This is a genomic window from Cupriavidus phytohabitans, assembly GCF_017815025.1.
Taxonomy (GTDB): Bacteria; Pseudomonadota; Gammaproteobacteria; order Burkholderiales; family Burkholderiaceae; genus Cupriavidus.
This window is the reverse complement of the sequence record NZ_JAGIQB010000015.1, coordinates 74,616-97,665: the sequence shown is the minus strand read 5'-3', so window position 1 is coordinate 97,665 and position 23,050 is coordinate 74,616. Positions and strand designations below refer to the sequence as shown.

The window sequence follows — 23,050 nt, the reverse complement described above, 5'->3', positions numbered from 1 at the left end:
GGCAGGGGCGAGGCGAGGGCTCCCTTGCCGCCTTCCTTGCCCGCCTTACCCCGGATGCACTACAACCAGTAGTGCGGTGGCAGTGGTCTTGCCGCCATTGGAGATCGCATGTGCGACATCGGCCGCATAGCGCGCGGTCTCGCCGTGCCGCAGCTTCTTCTCGTCGGCGCCGGCGCGCACCGTCATCGCCCCCCCCAATACCGTCAGGTGTTCCTGCGTGCCGGCCTCATGCGGCTCGGAGGCGAGCTCGCCTCCGGCCTGGATGGTCAGCTCATACCACTCGAAGCGCCCGGCCAGCTCGATCGGCCCCAGGATGCGCAAGTCGCAGCGGGTGTCGGGGCTTTTCAGCGACGGGATCGCGTGCGGCTGGACCACGGTGATGCCGCCGCCAGGGCGCTCCGCGGCGCCGCCGGCGAGGAAGTCGGTCAGGCTCACGCCCAGCGCATTGGCCAGTCGCCACAGCACTGCGACGGTGGGGTTGGCCAGGTTGCGTTCGATCTGGGACAGCATCGACTTGGATACGCCGGCGCGGCGCGACAGTTCGTCGAGCGACAGGCGCTGCTGCTGACGCAGTGCCTGCAGCGCCAGGCCGACAGCTGGCGGACCTTCGGCTTGCGGGGTCTGGGCCGGGGCTTGCATCATGGATGGATGTTCGTTATATTGCGCAAAATGTTCGATATACAGAACATGTTCGATTTATCGATCGAATCCTAGCATATCCCCAGCACATCACTGCACACCACAGGGAGCCAGCCATGCCGAATGCCGAGGCATTCTACGCATCCATCCGCACCGAACTCGACGCGATCCGCGAGGCCGGGCTGTTCAAGCAGGAGCGCGTGATTACCACGCCGCAGGGCGCGCGGGTGCGCACCACCGACGGCCGCGAGGTGATCAATCTGTGCGCCAACAACTACCTTGGGCTGTCGTCGCACCCGCAGGTGATCGAGGCCGCGCACGAGGCGCTGCGCACGCATGGCTTCGGCCTCAGTTCCGTGCGCTTTATCTGCGGCACGCAGGATCTGCACAAGACACTGGAAGCGCGGCTGTCGGCATTCCTGGGCACGGAGGACACCATCCTCTACGGCTCCGCGTTCGACGCCAATGGCGGGCTGTTCGAGACGCTGCTGGGCGCCGAGGACGCGGTCATCAGCGATGCACTCAACCATGCGTCGATCATCGACGGCATCCGCCTGAGCAAGGCGCGCCGCTACCGCTACCAGCACAACGACCTCGACGACCTGCGCGTGCAGCTCGCGCAAGCACGCGCGGACGGCGCGCGCTTCATGCTGGTGTTTACCGACGGCGCGTTCTCGATGGACGGCACCATCGCGCGGCTCGACGAGATGCGCGCGATCTGCGACGAGTACGGCGCGCTGCTGGGCATCGACGAATGCCACGCGACGGGCTTCCTGGGGGCGCGCGGGCGCGGCACGCATGAGCTGTGCGGCGTGTTCGGCAAGATCGACATCATCACCGGCACGCTGGGCAAGGCGCTGGGCGGCGCTTCCGGCGGCTTCACCAGCTCGCGCAAGGAGGTGGTGGCGCTGTTGCGCCAGCGCTCGCGGCCGTACCTGTTCTCCAATACGGTGGCGCCAGCGATCGTCGGGGCATCGATCGCGGTGCTCGATATCCTTGAAACCAGCACCGAGCTGCGTGACCGGCTGGAACGCAACACCAAGTTCTTCCGCGCGGGGCTGGACAAGCTGGGCTTCGACGTCAAGGCCGGGGAGCATCCCATCATCCCGATCATGGTCTACGACGCGGAGAAGGCGCAGCAGCTCGCGCAGCGCCTTTTGGACCTGGGCGTGTACGTGGTCGGCTTCTTCTACCCGGTGGTGCCAAAGGGCCAGGCCCGCATCCGCGTGCAGATGAGCGCGCTGCATGACGAAGCCGCGCTGCAGGCGGCGCTGGATGCGTTCGGCCAGGCCGGCCGTGAACTGGGGCTGATCTGATGGCCGGCGGCACTCCCAAGATCCTGATCGTCGGCGCCAACGGCCAGATCGGCTCGGAACTGGCACTGGCGCTGGCAGATCGCTACGGCCGCACCAACGTCATCACCTCCGACGTGGTGCCGACCGGCCGGCACGTGCACATCACGCACGAGATGCTCAACGCCACCGACCGCGGCGAACTCGCCACCGTGGTCGAGCGCCATGGCATCACGCAGGTCTACCTGCTGGCGGCGGCGCTGTCCGCAACCGGCGAAAAGGCGCCGCAGTGGGCGTGGAACCTGAACATGACGAGCCTGCTCAACGTGCTGGAGCTGGCGCGGCAGACCGGGCTGGAGCGCGTGTTCTGGCCCAGCTCGATCGCGGCCTTCGGTCCGACCACGCCGTCGGTGGATACGCCGCAGAAGACCGTGATGGAGCCGACCACCGTCTATGGCATCTCCAAGCAGGCGGGCGAGGGCTGGTGCCGCTGGTACCACGCGAACCATGGCGTCGACGTGCGCAGCGTGCGCTATCCGGGGCTGATCTCGCACAAGACGCCGCCGGGCGGCGGCACCACGGACTATGCGGTCGACATCTTCCATGCGGCCGTGAAGGGCGAGCCCTACACGTGCTTCCTGAAGGAAGACGAGGCCTTGCCGATGATGTACATGCCCGACGCGCTGCGCGCCACCATCGAGCTGATGGAGGCACCGGCCGAACGGCTGGGCGAGCGCGGCAGCTACAACATCGCCGGCACCACCTTCACGCCCGCGCAGATCGCCGCGGCGATCCGCGAACATGTGCCGGACTTCGAGATCCGCTACGAGCCCGACTACCGCCAGGCAATCGCGCAAGGCTGGCCGGATTCGATCGACGATTCGGTGGCGCGCGCGGACTGGGGCTGGAAGGCGCAGTACGGCCTGAGGGAAATGGTCGCGGACATGCTGGCCAACCTGAGGGCGACGCTTGCTGCCTGAGCGCTACGGCACGGCAGCGTCGATCGCGATCCGCACGCCTTCGCTGCCGACTGCCATCGGACCGCTGCGCCCGACCAGGTCGCCTGACTGCGGCATGGCGTTCCCGCTCGCGGAAATACGCGCTTCCACCACCACCTGCGTATGCGCCGACAGCTTGTGGTCGGGCCGCATCGCCATCGCGTCGTCCAGCGTGAAGGTCAGCGGCAGGTCGCGCGCCTGCCGGCGCAGCACCGCCAGCGGCATGCGCGAGCCGTCGGCGGGCAGGGCATAGACGAAGAGGGTGTCGCCCGGCTGCGGCGTGCGCCCCGCTTTTTCGCTGAGCGTGACCATGCCGGTAAGCTTCGCCGCCTGCGCGGCGGAAGTTCCGCGCGCCGCGGCGAGGTTGGCGGCAATGCGTGCCGCGGTCTGCGAGTCCGGCGGCAGTAGCCGGTGCAGGTGCTCCCAGTAGCCGATCGCCGCTGCCGTGTCGCCGCGTTCCCCTGCCGCGCTGGCCGCCAGCGCCAGTGCCTTGGGGTCATCCGGATCCAGCGTCAGCGCCCGCTTGATCTCCGCCATTGGCAGGCCCTGCAGTGAGCCATTGTTGAGACTGGCCAGCACATCGGCGTAATCGGAGCGCAGCGATGCCACTTCGGGCGCCAGCTCGACCGCGCGGGCGTAGGCCGCGGCCGCGTCGGCATACCGCTCCAGCACGCTGTAGGAACGCGCCAGCATGGCCCAGCCTTCGGGATCGGCAGGGGCTTCGCGCAGCCGCTGCGCCAGCTGGTTGACCATGCCTTCGACCTGCGCGCCGCTGAGCTGGTGCGGGCTGCCGCTCGCTTGCGGCATGTCGCCGGCGCGCCAGAGCGCGACGGGGTTGCCCAGGTGCAGGTAGAGCAGGATGGCGGCGCTCGGCAACGCCGCAAGCAATGCCGCGGCGAGCAGCGGAGCCGTGCTGGCGCGGCGCGTGCCAGGGGCGGTGTCTGTGGCTTCATCCAGCAGCCGGCGGCCGAGCTCGTCGCGGGCTTCGGCATGCCGGGCCGCGCTCAGCGTGCCGGTGCGCAGGTCGGCGTCGAGTTCGCGCAGTTGGTCGCGGTACAGGTCGACCAGCAGCATGCGCTCCGGGGTGCCGGGGTCAGGAGGGGCATGGCGGCGCAGCAGCGGCCACAGCAGGCCCGCGATGGCGGCGGCGATCAGTGCAGCGGCGAGCAGCCAGAAGGTCGTCATGGTTGTCGGGGAGCGGCGGGATCGGCGGCGTCGTTGAGCAGGCTCTCCAGGTCGCGCCGTGCGCCGTCGTCAAGCGGAGCGTCCGTCCCGCGATGGCGCGCGCGGGCGCGCACGATCGCCCATGCAACGCCTGCAACCAACAGCAGCGGACCAAACCACAACAGCCACGTCAGCGGCCGCAGCGGCGGCTTGTACAGCACGAAGTCGCCGTAGCGCTGCACCAGGTAGTCCTTGACCGCCTGGTCGCTGGCGCCGCCGCGCAGCTGCTCGCGGATCTGGCGGCGCAGGTCGACGGCCAGGTCAGCATTGGAATCGGCCAGCGTCTGGTTCTGGCACACCAGGCAGCGCAGTTCATTGGACAGCGCATGCACGCGCGCATCGAGCTCGGCTTCGGTCGGCGCGGCGGCCGCCTGCATCGACAGGCAGCATAGCCACAGCGCAAGCGCGGAGCGCAGCCTATGCATGGCCGCCTCCGTGGCGCTGCAGCCGCTCGATCAGCGGGATCAGCTTCTGCTCCAGCACCTCGCGCGTGACCGGGCCTACCTGGCGGTAGCGCACCACGCCGTGCTGGTCGATGACAAAGGTTTCGGGCACGCCATAGACGCCGTAGTCGATGCCCACGCGCCCGTCGGCGTCGACCAGCGATGCCGTGTAGGGGTTGCCGAGCCGCTGCAGCCATTCGCGCGCGGCGCCGGCCTCGTCCTTGTAGTTCAGGCCGTACAGTGGCACCGGCGCGCGCGCGGCGAAGTCGACCAGCACCGGATGTTCGGTGCGGCAGGCCGCGCACCATGAGGCCCACACGTTCAGCAGCCACACCTTGCCGCGCATGTCGGCGGACGCCAGCGTGCGGCCTTCCGGCTCCAGCAGCGGCAGCGCGAAGACCGGTGCGGCCTTGCCGACCAGCGGCGAGGGCAGCTCGCGCGGATCGTTGCGCAGCCCCGCGGCCAGCGCAACGGCCAGTGCGAGGAAAGCGGCGAGTGGCAGCAGGAAGCGCGTCATGCCGGCGTCTCCTCGCGCGTGGAGGCCAGCGCGGGCGCGGCGGGTGCAGTCGGCGGCGCGGCCTCGGCCGTGACACGGCGGCGCAGCCGGTAGCGCTTGTCGCACGCCGCCAGCAGGCCGCCCAGCGCCATCAGCACGCAGCCGGCCCAGATCCAGTCGACAAAGGGCTTGACGTGGATGCGCACGGCCCAGGCGCTGCCGTCGACATTCTCGCCGAGTGCCACGTACAGGTCGCGCGTCAGGCCGCTGTCGATCGCGGCCTCGGTGGTCGGCATGTCCTGGCTGCGGTAGATGCGGCGCTCGGGATAGAGCACCGCCACGCGCTTGCCGTCGCGCGACGCGGTCAGCGTGCCGCGCAGCGCGTCATAATTGGGGCCGACGGCCTGCCTCACGCCGGCGAAGCGGAAGTCGTAGCCGCCGACGCTGACGGTGTCGCCCGCGCGCATCGGCAGTTCACGCAGGCTTTCCTGCCCGGTGACCAGCGTCACGCCCGCGATGAAGATGCCGACGCCGGCGTGCGCCAGCAGCATGCCCCAGTAGCCAGGCGCGAGCTGGCGCAGCGCGCCGAACCGGTGGCCCCGCTGGTGGCGCAGCCGTGCCGCCAGGCTCGCCACCGCGCTCAGCACGCACCATGCCGCCAGCAGCAGCCCCAGCCCGGTCATCGCGGAGGCGTTGCGCAGCGCCAGCAGCAGCCCCAGGCCGATGGCCACGCTGGCGATGCCGGCCCAGCGCAGCCGCTGCGCCATGTCGGGCAGGCTGCCATGGCGCCAACGCGCCAGCGGCGCCGCGCCCATCAGCAGCACCGCGGGTGCCATCAGCGGCACGAACACCTGCTCGAAGTAGGCAGGGCCGACCGAGATCTTGCCCAGCCCCAGCACATCGACCAGCAGCGGGTAGAGCGTGCCGAGCAGCACCGTTGCCGCCGCCACCGCCAGCAGCACGTTGTTGGCCAGCAGCAGCGATTCGCGCGAGACCGCGGCAAACTCGACACCCCGCGACAAGCGCGGCGCGCGCCATGCGTACAGCGCCAGCGCGATGCCGGTCACCATGCCAAGCAGGGCAAGGATGAAGATGCCGCGCTTCGGATCGACCGCGAACGCATGGACCGAGGTCAGCACGCCGGAGCGGACCAGGAAGGTGCCGAGCAGGCTCAGGGAGAACGTGAAGATCGCCAGCAGCACGGTCCACGCGCGGAACGCCCCGCGTTTCTCCGTGACCGCCAGCGAATGCATCAGCGCGGTGCCGGCCAGCCACGGCATGAAGGAGGCGTTCTCGACCGGATCCCAGAACCACCAGCCGCCCCAGCCCAGTTCGTAATACGCCCACGCGCTGCCGAGCATGATGCCCAGTGTCAGGAAGGCCCACGCCACCGTCGTCCACGGCCGCGACCAGCGCGCCCAGGCGGCATCGACGCGCCCGGCCAGCAGCGCCGCCACGGCAAAGGCAAAGGTCACCGAGAAGCCGACATAGCCCATGTAGAGCAGCGGCGGGTGGAATACCATGCCGGGATCCTGCAGCAGCGGATTGAGGTCGCGGCCCGCCATCGCCGGCGGCAGCAGCCGCACGAAGGGGTTGGAGGCAAACAGCAGGAACAGCAGGAAGCCCGCGCTGATCGCCCCCATCACGCCCAGCACGCGCGCCACCGCGGCCAGCGGCAGCTGCCGGCTGCAGTGCGCCACCGCCAGCGACCACAGCGCCAGCATCAGCGTCCATAGCAGCATCGAGCCTTCATGCCCGCCCCATACGGCGGCGATGCGGTAAGCCAGTGGCAGCGCGCTGTTGGAATTGGCCGCGACATAGCGCACGCTGAAGTCGTTGGCGACGAAGCTCCATGCCAGCGCCGCGAACGACAACGCCACCAGCGCGCATTGCACGCGTGCCGCCGGCCGCGCTACCGCCATCCACGCCAGCTTGCCGCGCGCCGCGCCGGCCAGCGGCACTGCCGCCTGCACCAGCGCGACCAGCAGCGCGACGATCAGCGCGAAGTGCCCCAGCTCGGCGATCACTGGCGCGCTCCCTGCGCCGGTGCCCCGGCCATGCGGCGGTTCACCTGCTCGGCCTGCTTCAGCGCATCGGCGGCTTCGGGCGGCATGTAGTTCTCGTCGTGCTTGGCCAGCACCTCGCTGGCAACGAAGGTGCCGTCGGCCTCCAGCTTGCCGCGCGCGACCACGCCCTTGCCTTCGCGGAACAGGTCCGGCAGCAGGCCGCGGTAGCGCACCGGCACCTGGTGCGCGGTGTCGGTGACGACAAAGCGTACGGTCATGCCGTCGCCTTCGCGCCGGATCGAGCCGGATTCGACCAAACCGCCGAGCCGGAAGCTGCGCGCCACCGGCGCCTCCTGTGCGGCGACCTGGCTCGGGCTGAAGAAGAACACCAGGTTGGAGCGGAACGCATTGAGCACCAGCGCCAGCGCGATGCCGCCGCAGGCCAGGGCCGCGGCGAGCATGCCGAAGCGGCGCTGGCGCGGCGTCATCGGCGGTTGCTGGCCTGTTGCGCGCTGGCGCGGCAGCGGCGCGCCAGCAGCAGCAGCTCCAGCGCCAGCAGCAGCGCACTCATGCCGAACGCCCCGGCGATGAAGATGCCATGGGGTCCGTATGGCAGTGCATGCTGGAGCAGCGACAGGGTCATGACGTCTCTCCGGTAACCGGCACCTCGCCGCGCTCGCGCAGGATGCAGCGCACGCGCACCAGCGCAACGGCGATGGTGTACATCCAGCACGCCAGCGTCATCAGCAGCATGCCGGCCAGCATGGTGGCCGCCATCGACGGCGCCGCGGTCAGGCTGACCGAGGCGTCCTGATGCAGCGTGTTCCACCACTGCACCGAGAAGTAGATCACCGGGATATTGGCCACGCCCACCAGCGCCAGCACTGCGCAGGCGCGCTCGGCGCGGCGAGGCTCGTCGATGGCGGACTCCAGCGCGATAAAGCCAAGGTACAGGAACAGCAGGATCAGCTCCGAGGTCAGCCGAGCATCCCAGACCCACCACGTGCCCCATGTCGGCTGGCCCCACAGCGCACCGGTCCAGAGCGCCAGCGCGGTGAACAGCGCGCCGGTTGGCGCCAGTGCCGAGGCCATCATCGACGACAGCCGCGTGCGCAGCACCAGCGCCAGCGCGCAGTAGCCGGCCATGACCAGGTAGATGAACATCGACATCCATGCCGCCGGCACGTGGATAAAGATGATGCGGTAGACCTCGCCCTGCTGCGCGTCGGTCGGCGCCACGGCAAAGCCGACATACAGGCCGGCGACGGCAAACAGCGCCGCCGCGGCGAAGCACCACGGCGCCAGTCGTCCGGCCAGCGGATAGAACCGTACCGGCGCCGCGTACGCCATCCAGGCGCTACGCGCCCGCGGCGCCTCGGCAGTGTGCAGCGATGGCAGTGGCTGGCTCATGCCGGCGTCTCCATGGCGATGCGCAGCCCGGCGGCAGTGGCCAGCGGGCACAGGAACAGCGACAGCGCCAGGCATGCGCCCAGCAGCGAGAACTGCGGCACCACGTCGAGCCCCGCGTCGGCGGCCGCCGCGGCGCTGGCGCCGAACACCAGCACCGGTACGCTCAGCGGCAGCACCAGTATGCACAGCAGCACCGCGCCGCCGCGTACGCCCAGCGTCAGCGCGGCGCCCACCGCGCCGATCAGGCTCAGCGCCGGCGTGCCGACCAGCAGCGAGGCCGACAGCAGCAGCGATGCACTCCACGGCAGCCCATACTGCTGCGCCAGCAAAGGCGTCAGCAGCAACAGCGGCAGGCCGCTGGTCAGCCAGTGCGCGGCGATCTTGGCCAGCACCAGCAGCGCCAGCGGATGCGGCGACAGCAGCAGCTGGTCGAGGCTGCCGTCCGCATGTTCCTGCGCGAACAGCCGCGACAGCGACAGCATCGACGCCAGCAGCGCCGTGACCCACAGGATCCCGGGCGCCAGCGCGCGCAGCTGCTGCGGCTCGGGACCGATCGCCAGCGGGAACAGGCTCGCCGCGATGACAAAGAACACCACGCTGCCGAGCAGGCTGCCGCGCCGGCGCCAGGCCAGCGACACGTCGTGCGTGACGATGGCGGCGAGGGCGCGGGTCATGTCACCGCCTCCAGCCGCAGCACCGTGCCGCCCGCGCTCAGCAAGTGGTGGGTGGCGATCACTGCCATGCCGCCCGCCGCCAGGTGCGTGTCGAGCTGCGCATCGAAGCGCGCGCAGGCGTCGGCATCCAGCGCCGCCACCGGTTCGTCGAGCAGCCACAGCGCGCGCCGCGCGAGCGACAACCGCGCCAGCGCCACGCGCCGGCGCTGGCCCTGCGACAGCGCGCGCACTGGTGTGTGCGCGACGCGCTCCAGTGCCTGGGCGGCAAGGGCACGGTCCACCGCGCCCGCGTCGTCGGCACCCGCCATGCGTGCGGAGAAACGCAGGTTTTCAGTCGGGCTCAGGTCCGGGTCGATGCCATTGGCATGGCCGACATAGGCAAGCGCCTGCAGGTAGGCAGGATCGCCGCTGCGCACCGGCCGGCCGTGCCAGTGCAACGTGCCTTCGTCCGGCACGGCGAGGCCGCACAGCACGCGCAGCAGGCTGGTCTTGCCGCTGCCATTGGCGCCCAGTATCTGCAGCAGGCCGCCCGGCGACAGGGCCAGGTCGATGCCGCGCAGCACCGGGCGGCCGGCGCGCGACAGGCCGAGCCCTTCACCGCTCAGCGCGGGGGCGGAATCTGGCCGGACGGCGGATGGCGGCACGCGTCATTTCTCCTCGGCCTTGGATACGTCCGGCAGGTGGTGCGCGATACCCTTGTGGCAGTCGATGCAGGTCTTTTCCTTGTTGGCCAGGTAGGTCGAGTGCATGGCCTGCGCGCGCGGGCTCTGCCGCGTGAAGTCCATCGACTGGTAGTCATGGCAGTTGCGGCATTCCAGCGAATCGTTGGCCTTGAAGCGCGCCCATTCGTGCTGTGCCAGCGTGAGCCGGTACGCCTGGAACTTCTCGCGCGTGTCGACGGTGCCGAAGACCTTGGCCCAGACTTCCTTGGAAGCCTGCATCTTGCGCGCCATCTTGTCGGTCCAGTTGTGCGGCACGTGGCAGTCCGAGCATTTGGCGCGCACGCCGCTGCGGTTGGTGAAGTGGATGGTGCCCTGAAGTTCCTGGTAGACGTTGTCGCGCATCTCGTGGCAGCCGGTGCAGAACTGCTCGGTGTTGGTCAGTTCCAGCGCGGTATTGAACGCGCCCCAGAACACCACGCCGGCGACAAAGCCGCCCAGTGTCAGGAAGCCCAGGCTGAAATACGCACTGGGCCGCGTGATGGTCCGCCAGTAGCGCTTGAGCAGGTCGAGCATGACGCGCATCCGCAATGAGGTTGATCTTGGCCGGGCGCTGCTATCTGGTCGCTCCCTGATCCGGTCGCTCCCTTACTTGGCCGCTCCCTTGGTGTCGGCTGCCCCCTTCGCGCCGGGCTTGCGCTTGAGCATCTGCTCGACATCGATGAAGCTGTTGCCCACCAGCGGCTTGGCCTCCGCCTGCGGCACGTGGCACTGGGTGCAGAAATAGCGGCGCGGCGACACCTCGGCCAGCACGTTGTTGTCGCGGTCCATGTAGTGCGTGATGCTGACCGGGATCGCCTGGGTTTCTTCGGTGCGGGTGCGCGCGTGGCAGAACATGCAACGGTTGAAATCCTTGTCGACCTGGTAGCCGTCGATCTTGTGCGGGATCGTCGGCGGCTGCATGGTGTAGTTGCGATTGCGGCGGATGTCCTTGTTCTCGGTCGGGTAAAGGACCGGGGCCTTGGCCTCGTTGCCGATGGGCGTGGGCCCGCGCATGGCATCGACCAGGCCCTGCTGTTGTTGCTGCTGCGCGCGCGCCGCAAGTGGCGCCGTCGCCAGCACCGCCAGCAGCAGCGTGAGCAAGGCCAGCAGTGGCAGCCAGGATCGACTCGGTTTCATGGCGTCTCCCTGTTGTATCGGCCGCACTAGACCTTGACGATCTTGACCGCGCACTTTTTGAAGTCGGTCTGCAGCGAGATCGGGCAGGTTGCGTCCAGCGTCACCTTGTTGATCAACTGGCTGGCGTCGAACCACGGCACGAACACCAGCCCGCGCGGCGGCGCGTCGCGCCCGCGGGTTTCCACGCGGGAGCGCATGCTCCCGCGCCGCGACACCACTTCTACTTCCACGCCGCGGCGCAAGCCCATGGCCTTGGCGTCCTCGGGGTGCATGAACACCACCGCGTTGGGGAAGGCGCGGTACAGCTCCGGCACGCGCCGCGTCATCGAGCCCGAATGCCAGTGCTCGAGCACGCGCCCCGTGACCAGCCAGTACGGATACTCCTTGTCGGGCGATTCGGCGGGCGGCTCGTAGGGCAGGGCGAAGATGACCGCCTTGCCGTCCGGGTTGCCGTAGAACTGGTAGCCGGTGCCGGCCTTGACGTAGGGGTCGCTGCCTTCGCGGTAGCGCCAGCGGGTTTCCTTGCCGTTGACCACTGGCCAGCGCAGCCCGCGCGCTTCATGGTAGGCATCGAACGGCGCCAGGTCGTGGCCATGGCCGCGGCCGAAGGTGGCGTATTCCTCGAACAGCCCCTTCTGCACGTAGAAGCCAAAGGCTTTGGCCTCGGCATTGTGGTACTCGGCGTTGACTTCCTTGAGCGGGAACTTGTCGACCTGCCCGTTGCGGTAGAGCACGTCGAACAGGGTCTTGCCGCGGTATTCGGGCTTCTTCGCGATCAGGTCGGCGGGCCAGACGTCCTCCACCTTGAAGCGCTTGGAAAACTCCATCAGTTGCCACAGGTCCGAGCGCGCATCGCCCGGCGCGTCGACCAGCTGGTGCCAGAACTGCGTGCGGCGCTCGGCGTTGCCATAGGCGCCTTCCTTCTCGACCCACATCGCGCTGGGCAGGATCAGGTCCGCGGCCAGCGCGGTCACGGTGGGGTAGGCGTCAGACACCACCACGAAATTCTGCGGATTGCGATAGCCCGGCAGCCCTTCCTCCATCAGGTTGGCCGCCGCCTGCATGTTGTTGTTGACCTGCACCCAGTACGCATTGAGCTTGCCGTCCTTGAGCATGCGGTTCTGCAGCACGGCGTGGTAGCCAGGCTTGTCGGGGATGGTGCCCGCGGGCAGCTTCCAGATGCGCTCGGCTTCTTCGCGGTGCTTGGGATTGGTCACTACCATGTCGGCCGGCAGCCGGTGCGAGAAGGTGCCCACCTCGCGCGCGGTGCCGCACGCCGACGGCTGCCCGGTCAGCGAGAACGGGCTGTTGCCCGGCGTAGAGATCTTGCCGGTCAGCAAATGCAGGTTGTAGACCATGTTGTTGGCCCAGCTGCCTCGCGTATGCTGGTTGAAGCCCATGGTCCACAGCGACATCACCTTGACGTTGGGATCGGCATAGAGCTCGGCCAGCTGGTCGAGCTTGGCCTTGGGCACGCCCGACAGCTTGCTGACGGTATCGGCATCGTACTTGGCCACGAAGCGCGCGAAGTCGTCGAACGTGATCGGGCGCGAGGCGCCGGGGTTGGCCGCGTTCTTGGCAGCCTGCTGCAGCGGATGCTCCGGGCGCAGGCCGTAGCCGATATTGGTCACGCCTTCCTTGAAGACCGTGTGCCTGTTGACGAAGTCCTTGTTGACCTTGTTGTTCTTGATGATGTAGTGGGCGATGTAGTTCATCATCGCCAGGTCGGTCTGCGGCTTGAAGATGACCGGGATGTCGGCCAGGTCGAAGGAGCGGTGCGTAAAGGTGGACAGCACCGCCACGCGCGTCTTCGGATGGCTCAGGCGCCGGTCGGTGATGCGGGTCCACAGGATGGGATGCATCTCGGCCATGTTCGAGCCCCACAGCACGAAGGCATCGGCGGCTTCGAAATCGTCGTAGCAGCCCATCGGCTCGTCCATGCCGAAGGTGCGCATGAAACCCTGCACTGCGGAAGCCATGCAGTGGCGCGCATTGGGATCGATGTTGTTGGAGCGGAAGCCGGCCTTGTAGAGCTTGGACGCGGCATAGCCTTCCCACACGGTCCACTGGCCCGAGCCGAACATGCCCACGGCGGTCGGGCCTTTCTCTTTCAGCACGCGCTTGAACTGCTGCTCCATCTCGTCAAAGGCGCGCTCCCACGTGACCGGCGCGAATTCGCCGTTCTTGTCGTACTTGCCGTTCTTCATGCGCAGCAGCGGCTTGGTCAGCCGGTCCTGGCCGTACATGATCTTCGACAGGAAATAGCCCTTGACGCAGTTCAGCCCCTTGTTGACCTCGGCCTGCGGGTCGCCGTTCGTGGCCACGACCTTGTTGTCCTTGACCGCAACCGTGACCCCGCAGCCGGTGCCGCAGAAGCGGCACGGCGCCTTGGACCATTTCAGCTTTGTCACCTCGCTGTCCGTGACAAAATTGGCGGCCCCGGCCGGCAGCGTGACGCCAGCCACTGATGCCGTCGCGGCGACGGCGGTCTGCTTGATGAAATCGCGGCGGGAGATGTTCATCTTGCGCCCTCCTCGTAGATGGTCTCGCTCATGGCTTCGGCGTCTTCGTTGTGCTGGTAGACAAGCGCGGCCGACAGCACGCCGGGGAGCTGGTGGAGGTATGAGAGGTGCGCGGCAATGGCGCGCGAGGTCGGCGCTTCGATGGTGACCACGAGCTTGCCGGCATCGCTGGCGGCGTGGACCTCTGCGCCGGTGAGGGAGTCGATGGCGCTGCGTACCTGCGCCACGCTGGCCGGATGCGCATGCACGACGATGCCGGCAATATGCCACTCGTCGCTGGCTGGCAGCGGCTGGATGGGGATCGCACATCTGGCTGCGGGCATGCGCAAGCTCCGGTTCAATGCCGTTTCAGTCTGTGCTGCAGCTTGTTCTTATCTCACAATTCGCGCCAGCGGCGCGCCGCGCGTTCAGTGCGTTGGGGGGCCGCTGACCAGTTGGGTCATCCAGACAATGAACCCATAGCCTGCCACGACGATGACGGAAAGCACCGGCACCATCACGGCGGTCAGGAACAGGAAGCTGCGCAGTTCTTCTTTCTTGCGCTGCGGATCGTGGACTTCCCCGGTTTCCATCATGGCTTGAAGTAATCGGTGAAAGTGGTCAGGCAATGCACCTGATGCGTAACACCATTAAAGGAAGTGCGGCCGAAGGTGTCAAGACTGCACTCGCGCGGTTCATGCAATCAGCCCGCGCGCACGCGTCAGCGCTGCGGCTTCAGCGCGGCTTTGGGCACCGGGCTTGGCGTGGATGCGACGCAAATGCGACTTGACTGTCAGTTCGGAGGCGAACAGTTTCTGTGCAATCACCCGATCGCGGTATCCCGCCGACAGCATGCGCAGGACTTCGAGCCCGCGGGCCGCGGACGCCCGGCTCGGCCGACGCCCCGCGTTTGCGGCGCAATGGCGCCAGGGCCGGTGTGCCAGGTGTGCCAGCAGGCGCTCCAGGTTGTTGCCGCCGGCATCCAGGCGTAGCCAGGCGAGCGCCTGAGAACGGGCGGCCGCACCGCCCCGCGCGCCACGCCTAGTGGTAAGTCACCACCATCACGAAGCCATCCGGCCTGCCGCGCCGCCCCCCAGGCAGGCTGCGGAACACCGGCTCCACGCGCATCTTCGCCGTCGCGACATGCGCATGCCCTTTGGCGCGCACCGGCGGCATCGGCACCGGCGTCGAGACCGTCCGCCCCGAAGCGTCGACACAGCGCGCCTGCACATGTGCCGACGTTGGCGTGAAGCCGCACGACGGATTGGCGACGGCACCGCGAAACGTGATCGTACCCGTCTGCGCCGTCGCGATGCCGGCCAATGCCAGCGCCAGAACTCCACCCGCTATCATCCCGCTTCGTTTCATTGATCTCATGGCATCACTCCGCTGTCGGTGTAGTGCGGATGCAAGCCCCCGCGCGATGCGGTGCTGCCACTGCGCGACCGGAAGGGACAGTACATGCGCCACCTGATGTTAGTAGCCGCAATAGTGATTACTTGAGATTTGGAACAATGCTGTGACTATTGCACCGCTGCGGGGCAGGGCGCGAGGGCGCCCTGCATGGTTTCAGCCAGCCTGGCCAGTACCTTCCCGCAGGATCAGGCGCGAGCGCGCGAAACCGGCGTGCGTGCGCAGGGCCTGCATCAGCTGCTCCGATGGAACGCGGTCGAGATCGGTCACCACATAGCCGGTGGTGCCGCGCGTCTGCAGGTGCTGGCCGGTGATGTTGACCCCCTCCTGCGCCAGCAGCGTGTTGAGCGCGGCCAGCGCACCCGGCGCGTTGCCATGCACGTTGAGCAGCCGCGCCGACGACTGCAGCGGGCCTGGATCGACCTCGGGAAAATTCACCGCCCCGATGGTGCCGCCGGTCGCCAGGAAGTGCGCCAGCTTGGCCGCGACCTCGGCGCCAATGTTCTCCTGCGCCTCTTCGGTGCTGCCACCGACGTGCGGGGTCAGCAGGACGTTGGGCAGGTTCTGCAGCTCGCTGACGAACGGATCGTTGTTGGTCTTGGGCTCTTGCGGGAACACATCGATGGCAGCACCGCCCAGGCGTCCTTCGCGCAGCGCCGCGGCCAGCGCGGCAATGTCGACCACGCTGCCGCGCGAGGCATTGATCAGGATCGCGCCAGGCTTGAACGCGGCCAGCACGCTCGCGTCGATCATGTTCTTGGTGCGCGGCGTGGCCGGGACATGCAGCGTCACCACCTCGGCCTGCGACACCGCTTCCTCGAGCGAACCCGCGGCGCGCGCAGAGCCGTGCGAGAGCCGCGCCAGCACGTCATAGTAGACCACGCGCATGCCCATCGATTCGGCCAGCACGCCGACCTGCGAACCGATATTGCCGTAGCCGATGATGGCGATGGTCTTGCCGCGCGCCTCGAAGGCGCCGCTCGCGCCCTTGGCCCACTTGCCGGCATGCGCCAGCGTGTTTTTCTCGGGAATCCGCCGCAGCAGCATCACCGCTTCGGACACGACCAGTTCGGCCACCGAGCGCGTGTTGGAAAAGGGCGCGTTGAATACCGGAATGCCCGCATGCGTAGCGGCCTCCAGGTCGACCTGCGAGGTGCCGATGCAGAAGCAGCCGATCGACAGCAGGCCCGGGGCGCGGCGGATATCGTCGCCGCGCAGGTGCGTGGCCGAGCGGATGCCGACCACGTCGTGGCTGGCCAGCACTTCGTGCAATTCAGGACCGGCCAGTGCGCCGGTACGGCGCTCGACCTGCAGGCCGGCTTCAGCCAGCCGGGCGGTGGCGCTTTGGTGGATGTTCTCGAGCAGGATCGCAGTGGTCACGTTCGTCTTCCGCCTGGAGGGATGGGTACCCCTCCATTCTGCGCGCAAAACAGCGTGGGGCCACGGGAGTCCCTGCTGCCGGCAATGGCACCGGCGTTGACACCGTCATACTTGGGTTGGGGCAACGCGCCCCGTGCGTTGCCCCATGCCGGTTCAGCGCGAGCGGCGCGAGTCGCCGCCGAGCGGGTCGACGATGATCATGGTCTGGCGCAGCACCCCGCCGTCATCGAAGTAGGCGCTGAAATGCGCGGACTGCAGGCCGTCCTTGTACATCCGCCACGACCACGCTTCGCGCTTCATCAGGGGATAGTACTGGATGGGTTCGCGGGGCATGCCGAAATGCTCCTGCATGTCTTTCTTGGTCCAGACATTGACCTGGGCACGATAGACCTCCGTTTCGGTCAGCATCTGGCGGTAATTGGTCAGCTTGCCGCCGGCATCGAAATCGGCGGCATAGACCTCATGCCCGAAGGGCTGGCGCGACCACAGCCAGCGGGTGGTGCCGTCGGCCAGGCGGAAGGTCTCGGTGGGTGGGCCGAAGGTCTGGCGCACGGCGCTTTCCGGGCTGCCGATCAACTTCTGGCCGGTCTGTACGGGCTGCAGCGTGGCGCAGCCCCCGAGCGTGCCGGCCAGCCATGCGGCCGCGCACAGGCGGCCGGCCAGCCGAAGTTGCATGCGAAGCTGCATGGCGTTCTCCTGCGGGCGTCATGCCCGCATCCGCCATTCTCCGACTAGTGCGATGGCCGGCGCAACAGGACCCCGCGTGCCGGGAAGCCTGTTGCCGCCGGCAGGTCAGCAGCGGCCCTTCTTGGCCTGCCCCGGGGGGCAGAAGGATTCGTTGCCGTACGGGTCGACACGGCAATTGCCCTTCTTGGCCTGGCCCGGCGGGCAGCCGGGACCCCCGCCGCCGTAGGTGTCATATGGGGCAACCACGCAGCCACCAAGCAGGACGCTGCAGGCAGCGAGCAAGGCCAGGACTGGTTTCATTGATTTCTCCTTATTGTGGGGATCTGGATGCGCCCGAGGATACTGCTTTGATCTGGCGTCAATTGTAAGGAATCGTGAATAGGCTTGCGCCACGAGTGGGGCCGGGAATGGGGCTGCAGATGCGGTGCTGCAGATGCGTGCGGAGAGACCCCCGCGTCCGACACTACGGCAGGTGCCTGCCGGGCAGCCGGGCCGCCGGCGCGCCGTTGGGTCGCGCAGCTTGAGTGGCGGAGCCTTGCCGGCGCGCAGTGCCGGCCTTGGCCTGCCTGGAACCGTGAGGCGCAGCCATCCGGCGCTCGCCGTCAATGCGTTCCCCGGGCGCGGAGAATGCCCCGATCCTGACGGGCTCGCCCATGCCGCCGGTGACGTGCTGCGCATGGGCGGTGCCGGAGGCCGCGAGCAACGCGGCGATAACAAGAGGAAGGGCAGGGAGGCGATGCATGGAACGTTCCGGTCGTCGGTGCCCTACGGCACGCGGCAGACGGATGTGTCGCGGCTTCGTGCGGGCCACGGGAGCATAGTCGAGCTCCCGGGTCATGGGTGTAATCGATTGTTAATTGGCCGCCACCCGCTGTCTTCATTCTGGCGCAGGGCTCTCCGCTATTGCTTCTTTCATCAGTCATCCTATGACATGGATGGGTGTGGCAAACAGCATTTTGGCTTGGAAGGCCTTACATCCGGCTGGATTTGGTGGCGTAAAATCAATATTTCGCACACTACACCGCAGATTCCTAGGGAATCCCGGGTAATCCCCAGCGCAATCTTTTCCGCGTTCTCGTAGAATGTTGTACGACGACGTATTACGCTGCCAGCGGAGACCCCCTATGCGCGAAAACCGGATCCGAAAGATGTGGGCGGCAGGCCAGGCGGTGGTGAATGGCTGGCTTTCCATTCCCAGCGCCTTTGCCGCCGAGACCATGGCCCACCAGGGCTGGGACTCGCTCACCATCGACCTGCAGCACGGCGCGCTCGACTACGCCGATGCACTGGCACTGCTGACCGCGATCTCGACCACGGACACCGTGCCGGTCGTGCGCGTGCCATGGAACGAGCCCGGCATCCTGATGAAGGTGCTCGATGCCGGCGCGTACGGCGTGATCTGCCCGATGGTCAACACCCGCGCCGATGCCGAGCGCCTGGTGGCCGCCACGCGTTACCCGCCGCTGGGCACGCGCAGCTTCGGGCCGATCCGCGGTCTGCTGTACGGCGGCGCCGACTACGCTCAGCACGCCAACGACACCGTGGTGGTGCTGGCGATGATCGAGACCCGCCGAGGGCTGGAAAACCTGGACGAGATCCTGTCGGTCGACGGGCTCGACGGCGTCTATATCGGCCCGTCCGACCTGTCGCTCGCGCTTGGCTGCCGGCCGACCTTCGACGACGTCGACCCGCCGGTGGCACAGGCCATCGAGCACGTGGCTGCCCGTGCCAGGGCGCACGGGCGTGTCGCGGGCGTCCATAACGGTGCGCCGGCGGCGGCGTTGCGCCGCATCGGGCAAGGCTTCGGCTTCGTCACGGTCAGTTCCGATGCGCGCCTGATGGCCGCGGGGGCCCAGCAGGTCATGGCCGAAATGCGCGCCGGACAGCCACGGCAGACGGCAGCGCCGGCGCCCGACAACGGCGGCTACTAATCCGGCCGGGCACCAAACAACACCAAACAATACCGAACCGCACCGCACGCAAGGAGAGCAAAACGTGAAACTCGGATTCATTGGCCTTGGCATCATGGGCAGCCCGATGGCGCAGAACCTGATCGCCGGCGGGCATGAAGTCAGGCTGTCGAGCCGCAGCGGCGCGCCGCAGGCGCTGGTCGACCTGGGCGGCATCGCCTGCGCGTCGGCCCGCGAAGTGGCGCAGGGCGCCGACATCATCTTCCTGATGGTGCCCGACACCCCGCACGTGGAAGCGGCGCTGTTCGGCGAAGACGGCGTGGCCGCCGGCCTGGGCCCGGGCAAGATCGTGGTCGACATGAGCTCGATCTCGCCGATCGCGACCAAGGGATTCGCCAGCCGCATCAACGCGCTCGGCTGCCGCTACCTCGATGCGCCGGTGTCCGGCGGCGAGGTCGGCGCGCGCAACGCCACGCTCTCGATCATGGTCGGCGGCCCGGAAGACACGTTCGCGACCGTGCGCCCGCTGTTCGAGCTGATGGGCAAGAACATCACGCTGGTCGGCGACAACGGTGCCGGCCAGACCGCCAAGGTGGCCAACCAGATCATCGTGGCGCTGAACATCGAGGCCGTGGCCGAGGCGCTGCTGTTTGCCGCCAAGGCCGGTGCCGACCCGGCGCGCGTGCGCCAGGCGCTGATGGGCGGCTTTGCCTCGTCCAAGGTGCTGGAGGTGCATGGCGAACGCATGATCAAGCGCACCTTCGAGCCCGGCTTCCGCATCGGGCTGCACCAGAAGGACCTGAACCTGGCGCTGTCCAATGCGCGCGAGATGGGCCTGTCGCTGCCCAACACGGCGACTTGCCAGGAACTGTTCAACGCCTGCGCGAGCCACGGCGGCGCCGGCTGGGACCATTCCGCGCTGGTGCGCGCGCTGGAGCTGATGGCCAACCACGAGATCGGATCCTGAACATGACCGCAACCGCAGCTTCCCCTCAACCCGCCGACAGCATCGCCTGGATCCGGCTGTCCTCCAGCTACCTGGCGCTGGCCACCCCGATCAGCGACGCCAAGGTGCTGACCGGCCGGCAGAAGCCGATGACCGAGGTCGCGATCCTGTTCGCCGAAATCCGCACCGCCAACGGCCACGAGGGGCTGGGCTTCAGCTACAGCAAGCGCGCGGGTGGCCCTGGCCAGTTCGCGCACGCGGCCGAGATCGCGCTGACGCTGATTGGTGAAGACCCTAGCGATATCGCGCGGCTGTGGGACAAGCTGTGCTGGGCTGGGGCTTCGGTCGGCCGCAGCGGCTTGTCGACGCAGGCCATCGGGGCCTTCGACGTGGCGCTGTGGGACCTCAAGGCCCGGCGCGCCGGCCTGTCGCTGGCCAAGCTGCTGGGCGCGCATCGCGATGCGGTGCGCTGCTACAACACCTCGGGCGGTTTCCTGCATACGCCGCTGGACCAGCTGATGGTCAATGCCGCGGCATCGGTCGAGCGCGGCATCGGCGGCATCAAGCTGAAAGTGGGCCAGCCCGACGGCGCCCTCGACATCAAGCGCGTGGCCGCGGTGCGCGAGCACCTGGGCGACGCGGTGCCGATCATGGTCGACGCCAACCAGCAATGGGACCGCCCGACCGCGCAGCGCATGTGCCGCACCTTTGAATCGTTCAACCTGGTGTGGATCGAAGAGCCGCTCGACGCCTACGACCACGAAGGCCACGCCGCGCTGGCGACGCAGTTCGACACCCCGATCGCCACCGGCGAAATGCTGACCAGCGCCGCCGAGCACTGGGACCTGATCCGCCACCGCGCCGCTGACTACCTGATGCCCGATGCGCCGCGGGTAGGGGGCATCACGCCCTTCCTCAAGGTGGCGGCACTGGCCGAGCACGCGGGGCTGATGCTTGCGCCGCATTTTGCGATGGAACTGCACGTACATCTTGCCGCCGCGTATCCGCGCGAGCCGTGGGTCGAGCATTTCGACTGGCTCGAGCCGCTTTTCAACGAGCGCCTGCAGATCGGCAACGGCCGCATCCGGGTGCCGACCGCGCCGGGGCTCGGCCTGAGCCTCAGCGAGCAGGCCAGGGCCTGGACGCGCCAGCAGGCGGAATTCGGCCAGCAGCCATAAGCACGACTTAGAGAAACAAGACACACAGCACACAGCACACAGGAGACAACCCATGAAAAAGCTGATCGTATCCCTGCTGCTTGGCGCAGCCATGGCCACCGCGCACGCCGCCTGGCCGGAAAAACCCGTCACGCTGCTGGTGCCGTTCCCCGCGGGCGGCTCCAGCGACAACGTCGCCCGCATCCTGGGCGCCAAGATGCAGTCGCAGTTCGGCGGCAGCTTCGTGGTCGACAACAAGCCGGGCGCGGCCGGCATGATCGGCGCCGCCATGGTCAAGCGCGCCCCGGCGGACGGCTACACCGTGTTCGTGTCGTCGCTGGGTCCGTTCGTGATCGGGCCGCACCTGACCAGGAACGCCGGCTACGATCCGCTCAAGGATTTCGACTACATCAGCGTGGCGGTGCAGGCGCCCAATGTGCTGGCCGTCCCCGCCAGCTCGCCGCACAAGAGCCTGCAGGACGTGATTGCCTACGAGAAGGCCCATCCCAGCAAGATGACCTTCGCCTCGGCTGGCAACGGCACCAGCGACCACCTGACCGCCGAGCTGTTCTGGCAGCAGACCGGCACCACCGGCCTGCACGTGCCGTACAAGGGCGGCGCGCCGGCGCTGAACGACCTGCTGGGCGGGCAGGTCGATGCCACCTTCATGAACATCAACACCGCGATCCCGCATATCAAGGCGGGCAAGCTGCGCGCGCTGGCCATTACCAGCAGCAAGCGCTCGCCGATCCTGCCTGACGTGCCGACCATGGACGAAGCGGGAGTAAAGGGCGTGACGGTCTACTCGTGGCAGGCCGTGGCGGCGCCGAAGGGGCTGGCGCCGGAGATCAAGGCCAAGCTGCATGCGGCCGTGGTCGCGGCGCTCAACGATCCCGCGGTCAAGCCCAAGCTGCTTGACCTGGGCTTCGAGATCGTCGCCAATACGCCGGAGCAGTTCACGGCGTTCCAGGCGGCGGAGTATGCGCGCTGGAAGAAGGTGATCGAGGTGGGCAAGATCACGGCTGACTGAGAGCAGGCGGTCAGACCCCTGGTTTGCTCCCCTCTCCTGCTTGCGGGAGAGGGGCAGGGGTGAGGGTGGGCGTTTGGCAAGCACGATGCCGGGTCACTCCGTGGGTATTCCGACCCTCACCCCCACCCCTCTCCCACTTCGCGGGAGAGGAGAGCCTTTGCGAGGGGCGGCAGCAAGCGCCATCCCGTTTGCCCGTTTCCAATTCTCAGCGCTCAGCCCCGCGCCAGCCGCTTGAGCGCCCCCGGCTCCAGCAGTTCGATCTGCCGGTACTGGCGCCGGATCCACCCGGCGTCTTCCCATGCCTGCAGATACTTGGCCACCGTCTGGCGCGAGCGGTTGACCATGTCGCCCAGGTCTTCGGCGCTGATATGCACGATATGGTCGGTGCGGTCGGCCAGCTCCAGCAGCCGCGCCGCCATGCGCGCATCGACCGGCGCCTGCGCTGCACTCTCGGCGTGGTCGAAGGCCACGCGCAGCCGCGCGCAGATCTGCTGCACGATCAACTGCATCCCCTCGGGGTGCTGCGCCAGGATCCGGTCGAACGCGCGCCGGTCCAGCACCAGCAACTCGGTATTGCCGACCGCGAAGGCGTCATGCGTGCGCGGCTTGCCGTCGAGCAGCGAGATCTCGCCGAACCAGCGGCCGCGCCCGATCACCGAATACACCGACTCGCGCCCGCCGCTGCTGACGCGGCTCATGCGCACGCGTCCCGACACCACCATGCAGAAGTAAGTCGGCGGGTCGCCGCGCGCAAAGACCATCTCGCCATCGGCAAAGCGCAGCCGGCGTGCCGCGCCGGCCACGGCGTCGAGCACATCGGGCGGCGCATTGCGCAGCCAGCCGCTGGCCAGCACGCCGCGCGGCAGCGCCCGCACGGGTTCGATGCGCTTCATTTTGCTGGCCACCTGATCTCTCATTGCCGTTCCGGTTGAGCCGAGATTGTCCAATACTTAACAGACTTTGGCACGGTGCGCCGCGATAATGGCTGCGTCCAGTCACATATCTC

At 68.0% G+C, this 23,050-nt stretch carries 27 protein-coding genes and 1 pseudogene; 6 read left to right on the top strand and 22 right to left on the bottom strand.

Annotation, left to right across the window (positions count from 1 at the left end):
• Positions 1-45: 45 nt before the first annotated feature.
• A complete protein-coding gene (locus J8I34_RS12930; RefSeq protein ID WP_029044709.1) occupies positions 46-642 on the bottom strand; it encodes a helix-turn-helix domain-containing protein in 597 nt (198 codons plus the stop codon).
• Between the two features lie 113 nt (positions 643-755).
• Between J8I34_RS12930 and kbl the strand changes: the two genes are divergently transcribed.
• A complete protein-coding gene (gene kbl, locus J8I34_RS12925; RefSeq protein ID WP_029044708.1) occupies positions 756-1,955 on the top strand; it encodes a glycine C-acetyltransferase in 1,200 nt (399 codons plus the stop codon).
• Entirely contained in the window at positions 1,955-2,911 is a 957-nt protein-coding gene (locus J8I34_RS12920; RefSeq protein ID WP_209806195.1) for an L-threonine 3-dehydrogenase, read from the top strand. Before kbl ends, J8I34_RS12920 begins: the two co-directional genes overlap by 1 nt.
• 3 nt (positions 2,912-2,914) lie before the next feature.
• Here the strand turns inward: J8I34_RS12920 and ccmI are convergent, their stop codons facing one another.
• The 20 genes from ccmI to J8I34_RS12820 form a co-directional block, all read right to left on the bottom strand.
• Positions 2,915-4,114 (bottom strand): c-type cytochrome biogenesis protein CcmI, encoded by a 1,200-nt coding sequence (gene ccmI, locus J8I34_RS12915; protein ID WP_209806194.1) that lies wholly within the window; start codon positions 4,112-4,114, stop codon positions 2,915-2,917.
• Positions 4,111-4,578 carry a cytochrome c-type biogenesis protein gene (locus J8I34_RS12910; protein ID WP_029044705.1) on the bottom strand — a complete coding sequence of 156 codons (468 nt, stop codon included), beginning with the start codon at positions 4,576-4,578 and terminating at the stop codon, positions 4,111-4,113. Before J8I34_RS12910 ends, ccmI begins: the two co-directional genes overlap by 4 nt.
• Entirely contained in the window at positions 4,571-5,113 is a 543-nt protein-coding gene (locus J8I34_RS12905) for a DsbE family thiol:disulfide interchange protein (protein WP_209806193.1), read from the bottom strand. Before J8I34_RS12905 ends, J8I34_RS12910 begins: the two co-directional genes overlap by 8 nt.
• Positions 5,110-7,119: a heme lyase CcmF/NrfE family subunit gene (locus J8I34_RS12900; protein ID WP_029044703.1), complete on the bottom strand. Its 2,010-nt coding sequence runs from the start codon at positions 7,117-7,119 to the stop codon at positions 5,110-5,112. The genes J8I34_RS12905 and J8I34_RS12900 overlap by 4 nt, the downstream gene beginning before the upstream one ends.
• Positions 7,116-7,586 carry a cytochrome c maturation protein CcmE gene (ccmE, locus tag J8I34_RS12895; RefSeq protein WP_029044702.1) on the bottom strand — a complete coding sequence of 157 codons (471 nt, stop codon included), beginning with the start codon at positions 7,584-7,586 and terminating at the stop codon, positions 7,116-7,118. The genes J8I34_RS12900 and ccmE overlap by 4 nt, the downstream gene beginning before the upstream one ends.
• Positions 7,583-7,741, bottom strand: coding sequence for a heme exporter protein CcmD (gene ccmD / locus J8I34_RS12890; RefSeq protein WP_156914273.1), 159 nt, complete (start codon positions 7,739-7,741; stop codon positions 7,583-7,585). The genes ccmE and ccmD overlap by 4 nt, the downstream gene beginning before the upstream one ends.
• On the bottom strand, positions 7,738-8,508 hold the full coding sequence (locus tag J8I34_RS12885; RefSeq protein WP_209806192.1) for a heme ABC transporter permease: 771 nt from the start codon (positions 8,506-8,508) through the stop codon (positions 7,738-7,740). Before J8I34_RS12885 ends, ccmD begins: the two co-directional genes overlap by 4 nt.
• Positions 8,505-9,182, bottom strand: coding sequence for a heme exporter protein CcmB (gene ccmB, locus J8I34_RS12880; protein ID WP_029044700.1), 678 nt, complete (start codon positions 9,180-9,182; stop codon positions 8,505-8,507). Before ccmB ends, J8I34_RS12885 begins: the two co-directional genes overlap by 4 nt.
• Positions 9,179-9,826 carry a cytochrome c biogenesis heme-transporting ATPase CcmA gene (ccmA, locus tag J8I34_RS12875; protein ID WP_369796386.1) on the bottom strand — a complete coding sequence of 216 codons (648 nt, stop codon included), beginning with the start codon at positions 9,824-9,826 and terminating at the stop codon, positions 9,179-9,181. Before ccmA ends, ccmB begins: the two co-directional genes overlap by 4 nt.
• A 3-nt stretch (positions 9,827-9,829) precedes the next feature.
• Positions 9,830-10,417, bottom strand: coding sequence for a cytochrome c3 family protein (locus J8I34_RS12870; protein WP_029044698.1), 588 nt, complete (start codon positions 10,415-10,417; stop codon positions 9,830-9,832).
• 72 nt (positions 10,418-10,489) lie between these two features.
• Positions 10,490-11,020, bottom strand: coding sequence for a nitrate reductase cytochrome c-type subunit (locus J8I34_RS12865; RefSeq protein ID WP_029044697.1), 531 nt, complete (start codon positions 11,018-11,020; stop codon positions 10,490-10,492).
• 26 nt (positions 11,021-11,046) lie between these two features.
• Positions 11,047-13,542: a periplasmic nitrate reductase subunit alpha gene (gene napA, locus J8I34_RS12860; RefSeq protein ID WP_029044696.1), complete on the bottom strand. Its 2,496-nt coding sequence runs from the start codon at positions 13,540-13,542 to the stop codon at positions 11,047-11,049.
• Positions 13,539-13,865 (bottom strand): chaperone NapD, encoded by a 327-nt coding sequence (locus J8I34_RS12855; RefSeq protein WP_029044695.1) that lies wholly within the window; start codon positions 13,863-13,865, stop codon positions 13,539-13,541. Before J8I34_RS12855 ends, napA begins: the two co-directional genes overlap by 4 nt.
• Before the next feature lie 84 nt (positions 13,866-13,949).
• Positions 13,950-14,114 (bottom strand): periplasmic nitrate reductase, NapE protein, encoded by a 165-nt coding sequence (gene napE / locus J8I34_RS12850; RefSeq protein ID WP_029044694.1) that lies wholly within the window; start codon positions 14,112-14,114, stop codon positions 13,950-13,952.
• A gap of 102 nt (positions 14,115-14,216) precedes the next feature.
• Positions 14,217-14,465 (bottom strand): response regulator transcription factor, encoded by a 249-nt coding sequence (locus tag J8I34_RS35250; RefSeq protein WP_255360095.1) that lies wholly within the window; start codon positions 14,463-14,465, stop codon positions 14,217-14,219.
• 97 nt (positions 14,466-14,562) lie between these two features.
• On the bottom strand, positions 14,563-14,889 hold the full coding sequence (locus J8I34_RS12840; protein ID WP_209806191.1) for a type 1 fimbrial protein: 327 nt from the start codon (positions 14,887-14,889) through the stop codon (positions 14,563-14,565).
• Positions 14,890-15,090: 201 nt separating this feature from the next.
• On the bottom strand, positions 15,091-16,314 hold the full coding sequence (gene serA / locus J8I34_RS12835) for a phosphoglycerate dehydrogenase (protein ID WP_209806190.1): 1,224 nt from the start codon (positions 16,312-16,314) through the stop codon (positions 15,091-15,093).
• 153 nt (positions 16,315-16,467) lie between these two features.
• Entirely contained in the window at positions 16,468-16,989 is a 522-nt protein-coding gene (locus J8I34_RS12830; RefSeq protein ID WP_029044691.1) for a hypothetical protein, read from the bottom strand.
• Positions 16,990-17,106: 117 nt separating this feature from the next.
• Positions 17,107-17,301: a hypothetical protein gene (locus J8I34_RS12825; RefSeq protein WP_029044690.1), complete on the bottom strand. Its 195-nt coding sequence runs from the start codon at positions 17,299-17,301 to the stop codon at positions 17,107-17,109.
• A gap of 163 nt (positions 17,302-17,464) precedes the next feature.
• Entirely contained in the window at positions 17,465-17,743 is a 279-nt protein-coding gene (locus J8I34_RS12820) for a hypothetical protein (protein ID WP_209769925.1), read from the bottom strand.
• A gap of 382 nt (positions 17,744-18,125) precedes the next feature.
• Here J8I34_RS12820 and J8I34_RS12815 point away from each other — a divergent pair, with 382 nt between their 5' ends.
• The 4 genes and pseudogenes from J8I34_RS12815 to J8I34_RS12800 all read left to right on the top strand — a co-directional run bounded on the left by J8I34_RS12815 (position 18,126) and on the right by J8I34_RS12800 (position 22,044).
• Positions 18,126-18,932, top strand: coding sequence for an HpcH/HpaI aldolase family protein (locus tag J8I34_RS12815; RefSeq protein WP_209806189.1), 807 nt, complete (start codon positions 18,126-18,128; stop codon positions 18,930-18,932).
• A 55-nt stretch (positions 18,933-18,987) separates the two neighbouring features.
• A pseudogene (gene glxR / locus J8I34_RS12810) lies at positions 18,988-19,878 on the top strand (2-hydroxy-3-oxopropionate reductase); the annotation flags it as partial.
• A gap of 2 nt (positions 19,879-19,880) precedes the next feature.
• Positions 19,881-21,035: an L-talarate/galactarate dehydratase gene (locus J8I34_RS12805; protein ID WP_209806188.1), complete on the top strand. Its 1,155-nt coding sequence runs from the start codon at positions 19,881-19,883 to the stop codon at positions 21,033-21,035.
• 52 nt (positions 21,036-21,087) lie between these two features.
• Positions 21,088-22,044, top strand: a complete 957-nt coding sequence (locus tag J8I34_RS12800; protein WP_209769939.1) for a Bug family tripartite tricarboxylate transporter substrate binding protein — start codon at positions 21,088-21,090, stop codon at positions 22,042-22,044.
• Between the two features lie 212 nt (positions 22,045-22,256).
• On the opposite strand, the gene J8I34_RS12795 is transcribed toward J8I34_RS12800, so the two are convergent.
• The gene (locus tag J8I34_RS12795) at positions 22,257-22,937 is read right to left on the bottom strand and encodes a Crp/Fnr family transcriptional regulator (RefSeq protein WP_245175910.1); all 681 of its coding nucleotides are present in this window, start codon (positions 22,935-22,937) and stop codon (positions 22,257-22,259) included.
• Positions 22,938-23,050: the final 113 nt, after the last annotated feature.